The organism is Mycoplasma sp. HU2014, from assembly GCF_001199495.1.
Taxonomy (GTDB): domain Bacteria; phylum Bacillota_I; class Bacilli_A; order Mycoplasmatales; family Mycoplasmataceae; genus Mycoplasma.
The window spans coordinates 1-7223 of record NZ_LFYS01000026.1 but is presented as its reverse complement, the minus strand read 5'-3'; the positions used below and the strand labels follow the sequence as shown (position 1 = coordinate 7223).

The 7223-nt window shown below is 25.5% G+C and carries 4 protein-coding genes; 2 read left to right on the top strand and 2 right to left on the bottom strand.

Annotation, left to right across the window (positions count from 1 at the left end; genetic code table 4):
• The coding region (locus AB668_RS01455; protein ID WP_050517309.1) for a hypothetical protein at positions 1-435 on the bottom strand (435 nt) is incomplete at its 3' end.
• Positions 436-640: 205 nt separating this feature from the next.
• Here AB668_RS01455 and AB668_RS01450 point away from each other — a divergent pair.
• Together AB668_RS01450 and mgtA are read left to right on the top strand one after the other, a co-directional pair.
• Entirely contained in the window at positions 641-3520 is a 2880-nt protein-coding gene (locus AB668_RS01450; RefSeq protein WP_050517308.1) for a BspA family leucine-rich repeat surface protein, read from the top strand.
• 294 nt (positions 3521-3814) lie between these two features.
• A complete protein-coding gene (gene mgtA / locus AB668_RS01445) occupies positions 3815-6643 on the top strand; it encodes a magnesium-translocating P-type ATPase (protein WP_050517307.1) in 2829 nt (942 codons plus the stop codon).
• An 88-nt stretch (positions 6644-6731) separates the two neighbouring features.
• On the opposite strand, the gene AB668_RS01440 is transcribed toward mgtA, so the two are convergent.
• Positions 6732-7223, bottom strand: a 492-nt coding sequence (locus AB668_RS01440; RefSeq protein ID WP_050517306.1) for a transposase, incomplete at its 5' end; no start/stop codon positions are given.

Here is a 7223-nt window from a genome sequence, read left to right as displayed (position 1 = left end):
TTTTCTCTTACAGTATGCACTAGCAAAACCCTGTTTTATTAATCTTTTATCTAAATTAGAATATGAAATCTTATAACCAAATTTTTCTTTTAAACAACTATGATAATTTTTCAACGTCAAAAATGAACAACTACTGTTATTGTTCTCTCCTCCTGTTATTTTCATTTCTCCTTGATAAACTTCACCCAAGTTGTATATTGTTTCATCACTATATTTTTGCGCATTCTTGTTATTTACATTTTTATGAGAAAGTATTATCTCCTTTCCGGTATTTATAAAATCAAGATATTCTTTCTTATATCTTTTTATAGTAGAAACAGATTTATTAAATTGCTTTGCTATTGATAAACATGATCTTTTAGGATCCTTTGCAAAGATATCTAATATACATTTTTTAATTTCTGCATATGACTTATTGTCTAAAATAGTAAACATTCTAACCTCCTTTACCAATTATATGTTTTGGATCCAAAACATATAATTGGTAAGGTATCATTTTGTTTGATATTCCAGAGGGTTTATTCATGTCTTGTTTTTTGTTAGTTTTTAAAATAAAATTAAATAGTATATAACAATACTTATCTAAAAAAGATAAAAAAACTTAAATATAATCAATAAAGCATAAAGCGAGGCGTATTAAATGAAAAAATTATTAACTATTTTATCTAGTTTTTTAGTTGGATCTACTGTTGCAACAGCAACAACTGTATTTTTTACTAGAAAATATGTTTTTTCAAAAGACTTAAATAGTGTAATTAAAATTGAAGATTTAAAAGTTAAAAGAGCTAGTACATTATATGTTAAACAAGCATTATTAGAATTAGATAAAGAAATGTATCAAACTGTATTACCAAACGTTAAAGTTATAGTTACAAATAATCATAGAGCTATTATTATACCTTCAGAAACAAATCAAGATGTTATAGAAAAGTTATCTAAATTAGTTGATAATGAAGTGATTAATAAAATCAAAAACTTAAGTTCATTTACAAAAAAATTAGGAATTCCACATTACAGAAACTTTAAAATCATCAACCTTGATGTAGCAAATCAAAAAATAGATCTAAAACATGTTTTAGAATTACAAAATTTCACAATTGATAAAATTTTAGGAAAAACAAAAGATGAACTTGCAAATATAATTAACAACAGATTAGAAATTACTTCAGAATCTGAAAAAATTAAACCAACTCAGATTACAAAAGAAAATAATAAAGTAAAAATAGATTTAAAAAATGATCACCCACTATTTTTTGGTTCTAAAGAAATTACTGAATCAAATGCTAATTCAGAAAGTGAAACTAGAATAGACGATAGTATAACTCATTCAAAACAAGATATCAGTGAACTGTTTAGTCAAATTAATCAACCAATACAAGTTTCAAGTGGTAATAAACAAGAAGTTCTTAGAAAAATAAATGAAGAATTAAAAAATATATCATCAGATCTAGAACTTACTATTGATGAAATAACAAGTATTGAAAATAATGTTGTAAATATAAATATTAGTGAAGAAAATCCTAATTATCAGGGACAGGCTACTATTACAATAAATGTTAATCAAGAAGTTACTAAACCTCAACTAAGTTCAGTTGTTGATCAAGCTTTTAATAGTTCTGAAAAAATTTTAGAAGTTGATGAACTAGATCAATCTCATACATTATCTGCAATTGAAACTTTAATAAAAACTAAAGATAGTGAATTTGATAAACAACAAATTGAAATAACTAGATTTGAAAATAAAGAAGTTGACATTAAAGCAAAAGATAGTTCTAAATATACTGGAATAGCTAGTTTTAAAATTAAAATTAAAAAAATCGGTCGATTACAAGATTTAATAACAGATGAAACAATTTCAAAAATAAATATTACAAATAATTTTGATCAATCAATTAGAAGTTTTTTAGATGAGCTATCAAATCAAAACTCTAATTTAGACTCTAATAAAATCACTATATCTATTGATGAAGAAAGTGAAATGGCGACTTTATTAGCTAATGAAGATTCAAAATATGAAGGAACAGTTAAAATTCCACTTACAAAATATGCAATTCTTAAAATAAATCATATTTGAGATGAAAAAATCAAAAATACTTTTGATGCTAGACATACTTTTGCAGATGTAAAAAAAGCATATGAAGAAGAGTTAAAAAAAGTATTAAATAATAGAACATTTATACAAATTAATTTTGATAAAGCAAAGCAATCTAGTGAAAAGTTAAAACAAGATGAAGAATCACAAAAAATTAATGGAGAATTTATAGTTACTTATAAAGAACAAGAAATTAAGCTTGATTATGGAGTTGTTCATGATTTTGGAAAAAGAAGTGAAGCTGAACATAAATATAGATATGAACAAATTGACGGTAAAATAGTCCCTGTAGAATGTACTCAAATAGGTTATTTCTATGAAAAACTAACTGACACATGAAGAGTTAAAAATTTTGATAATACTATTAGAAAAGTTCCTATTAACTTACCAAGAAGAATAACTAGTTTAAAAGCAGCTTTCCAACATAATGAAAATGATCATATAGAAGGAATTGAACATTGATCAACTTCGAATATTGTAAATATGGAGTTATTATTTGCTCATACTAAAAAATTCAACCAAGATTTAAATACTTGAGATGTATCTAACGTTAAAAATATGCAAGATATGTTCCATGATGCAAAAGCATTTAATGGTGATATTTCTAATTGAAATACAAAAAGTTTAGAAAACGCTCAAAGTATGTTTAAAAAAACTGAAGCATTTAATCAAGATATAAATACTAAAATAGTTCGAAAAGAAGGAGAAGAAGAATATACTGCTTGAGACACTTCTAATATAAAAAATATGAGCAGTATGTTCGAAGAAACAAAAGTGTTTAATACTTCAATTTCAAATTGAAATACCCAAAGTGCAACAAGAATGAATCATATGTTTAGACAAGCTTCAAATTTCAATCAACAAGTTTCTCACTTCAATACTTCTAAAGTAACTGATATGAAACAAATGTTTGATGGTGCTAGCCATTTTAGTGATGGTGATATTTCTAGTTGAGATACTTCAAATGTAAAAGATATGGATGCAATGTTTAGAAACGCAGTAAGTCTTAGTGCTGATTTAAGTAAATGAAATATAGCAAGTATAGAAAATAAACTTGCTGATAACAAAGTTGTTATGAAAAACATTGGTTTTGCAGACAAAGATAACCAAAATATCATTCAACCACTTTGAGATAAAAGAGCAGACTACTTAACTGCTAAAATATCAAACTTTGGTGAAGCTAAATTAGTTGAAAGCATTGTTAATAAAAATTCAGAATCAGTATTTGTTTTTGATAAATTATTCAACTGAACAATTGCTCATAAAGAATTAAAATCAATTAAAATTGACGGTGTAGAACAACAATTAACAATTGAAAATGAAACTAACAAATTAAACTTTGAATTCAAATCAAATAAAGAATACACAATCAAAATAAAATACGATTATATTTCTGATCCTGTAACTATTACATTTAAATTTCAATAATCTTAATTAAAACCTAAATTCCATTTAGGTTTTACTTTTTTTATATAGTTACCATTTTTTAAATCTATACCTAACTATAACTTAATTTTTAGAAATTTTTAAAGTATAATTTAAGAAGCAAAGGTGGTGGACTTTATTATGACTATTTGTATTAAATTAGATGAAAATCCTGAGTCCCATAGTATCAACAAACTAAAAAATATAAAGCTAAGTTATGTTATAAGTTATACCACTTTTAATGTACAGTAACTAATTTATAACATAGTTTAGCTAACTTTGAAAAGGAGTAGAAACATGTTTAAATTTACAACTAAAAAATACTCTCCTAGAAAGCTGAAAAATCAAAAAAAACCTGCTCAATTTAGAAATGAAAGATTTATAAAAAATATTTCATCATTAGATCAGTCTGAAATTCTAAGAGTGATGAATCTATCACACTTTGGATTAACTAATGATGGATATGAAACAAGATTAAAAAAATACGGAACCAATGAATTAAAAAGAAAAGACTTCAGTATTTTTAGAGAATTTATGAGTGCGTTTTTTGGTCCATTTAATATTGTTTTAATTTTAATTGCATTATATAACTTTATTTCATATGGAACAAATGGTTTTGGACAAGATACAGATAATAGTTCAAGCTTTGATTTAGTAGGAGGAATCATAATAATTTCAATGGTTGTAGCAAGTGGTATTGCTTCATTTGTTCAATCATTGAGAAGTCATTTTGTAACTAAAAGAATTGCAACTATTGTTAGAAGTACTACAAACATTATCAGACACAAGTATGATGATGAACTTGACGACTATTTAAAAATTACTAAAAAGAATCAACTAGACTTAATTAAATTAGGTGAAGAAATAGATGTAAGACAAGTTGTACCTGGTGATTTAATTTATCTTTCAAGTGGAGACATGTTACCAGCTGATGTTAGAATTATTCAGTCAAACGACTTATTCATCAATCAGTCTTCATTAACTGGTGAATCTATGCCTGTTGAAAAACACGCAACAAATAGATATTCAACAAATAATATTTTAGATTTGGAAAATATTTGTTATACAGGAACTAGCGTTGTTTCTGGTAGTGCTATTGCTATTGTTTTAGCAACAGGAAATGATACTTACTTTTCAACAATTAGTAAAACTATTATGGAAAAACGTCCTGATTCAAGTTTTACAAAAGGTATTAAAAGAGTAACAAGATTATTGTTAATTTTTATGTTGGTAATGGTTCCAACAGTATATTTAACAAAATCAATAATTGGAATAGTTGCTGCAAAAGGTACTTTTGATACTATAAAAGATAATCCGTGATTTGAAGCGATCTTTTTTGCAGTAGCTGTTGCAGTTGGATTAACTCCTGAGATGTTGCCAATGATAGTTACTACCAATTTAGCTAATGGAGCTTCTAGAATGACTAAACAAAAAGTTGTTGTTAAGAGATTAGAAGCTATTCAATCTTTAGGAGCAATCGATGTTTTATGTACTGATAAAACAGGAACACTTACAAACGATAAAATTGAACTTATTGATTATTTAACAGTTGATAAAAAAGCTGATCCGTTGTTATTGAAATATTTATATATTAATAGTTACTATCAAACAGGATTAAAAAATCCTATGGATAAAGCTATAGTTGATTATGTTAAAAAACATATACATAACTTTTCTATGGAAGATATAACTAAAATAGATGAAATACCATTTGATTTTAATAGAAGAAAATTAACAATTATTTTTGATGATGATAAAGATAAAAGAACAATGGTTACTAAAGGTAGTGTTGAAGAAATCTTAAACTCATGTTCTAAAGTTTTACAAGATGGAAAAGTTGTTAATTTAACAGAAGCTGTTAAAAGACAAATTCAAACATACTATCAAAAAATTAATAAACAAGGAAAACGTTTATTAGGTGTTGCTTATAAAGTTATCAAAAAAAATCAAAATAGATTTTCTGCTGATGATGAAACAAATTTAATTTTTATGGGATTTGCATCATTTTTAGATACACCAAAACCTTCAACAAAACAAACTATTAAATTATTAAATAAATATGGTGTTGAGTTAAAAATTCTAACAGGAGATAATGAACCTATTACTAGAGCTATTTGTAAGATGGTAGATCTACAAATTAAAGGTTTAGTAACTGGTGAAGAAATTGATGCTGCTAGTGATTATGAGTTAAAAAAAATCGTAGAAAATAATAATATTTTTGTAAAATTAAACCCACTACAAAAAGTTAAAATTATTCAAATTTTAAAACAAAATGATCATGTTGTTGGATATATGGGTGATGGTATTAATGATGCACCCGTTTTAAGACAAAGTGATGTTGCAATTTCAGTTAACAATGCAACTGATATTGCAAAAGATGCAAGTGATATTATTCTATTAGAAAAATCGCTTTTAGTATTAGAAAAAGGAATTATCCAAGGACGAACAGTTTTTTCTAATATTTTAAAATATATCAAAATCACAACTGCTTCAAACTTTGGTAACTCTTTATCAGTTTTAATTGGTACTGTTTGACTACCATTTGCTCCAATGGCTCCAGCTCAAATTTTATTACAAAACTTAATTTATGACTTTTCTCAATTTGGAGTATCTATGGATAATGTCGATGCTTCATTCTTAAAAATGCCACAGCGTTGGAATTCAAAAGACCTCTTACCATTCACGATAATAAATGGATCAGTCAGCTCAATATTCGACCTTATTACATTTGCAATAGCAGGATATGCTCTAGGATTTGTAACTGGTTATAACAATGCAATTGCTAATAATGCTGGTGATGCTAATATGTATATGGCTCAATTCCAAGCTTGTTGATTCTTAATTGGGTTATTATCTCAAACTTTAGTATTCCAAGTTTTACGTACAGAACACTTGACAATAGTAAAAAGTCGTTCTTCATGACCAATTTATGCCATCGCTACATTAGTAACTGCTATAGCAATATTCATTACATTTGTTCAAGAAACAAATTTAGGAAGTTTAATTCAATTAAACACTCCAGGTTGAGTATTCTTACCAATTGCAATAGCTATACTTAGTGGATATTTCATTGTAGCTGAACTAACTAAGATGGGATATAAAAAAGTATTTAATAAATGATTATAAAACTAAAATCTTTTCTAACTTAAACTTAGAAAAGATTTTTTATTTGACCTTATAAACTTTATTAACTAAAGAATTCCAAAAATATACACTATATAAGACAAGATAAAATCATTTCTTCATCCTTTTTTGAAATTTTACCAACTATTCAAGAATCACCTATAATATTTATTTTGTATTTTTTATAAGAGTTAAATACTTTTAGTGCTTCACTAAAAGTTTTTTCATTTAAGATACCTCTTTCTTCGAATTTATTTTTTATTCTATAACCAATAATTGTAGAAAGCATTTTAATAAATTCTGCTCCATAAATTGAAATATCACTCTTTTTATTTACTTCTTTAAGGTTCAAGTTATCTTGATAAAACTTGTTAACTAGTTCAATTTCTCATCTTTGTTTGTACATTTTATAAATATCAATTGGTTCTAGATCTTGATTAGATATATAAACTATAGTTCCAAACTTATCTTTTAGTTTTTTATAATTTTCTATTGTATATTTTTTACTTTTTAAATAGTCACTGTGTTCTTTTGAAAATCTATTATTATCTCTAAAAGCATAATAAAATTTGTTTTCATGCTT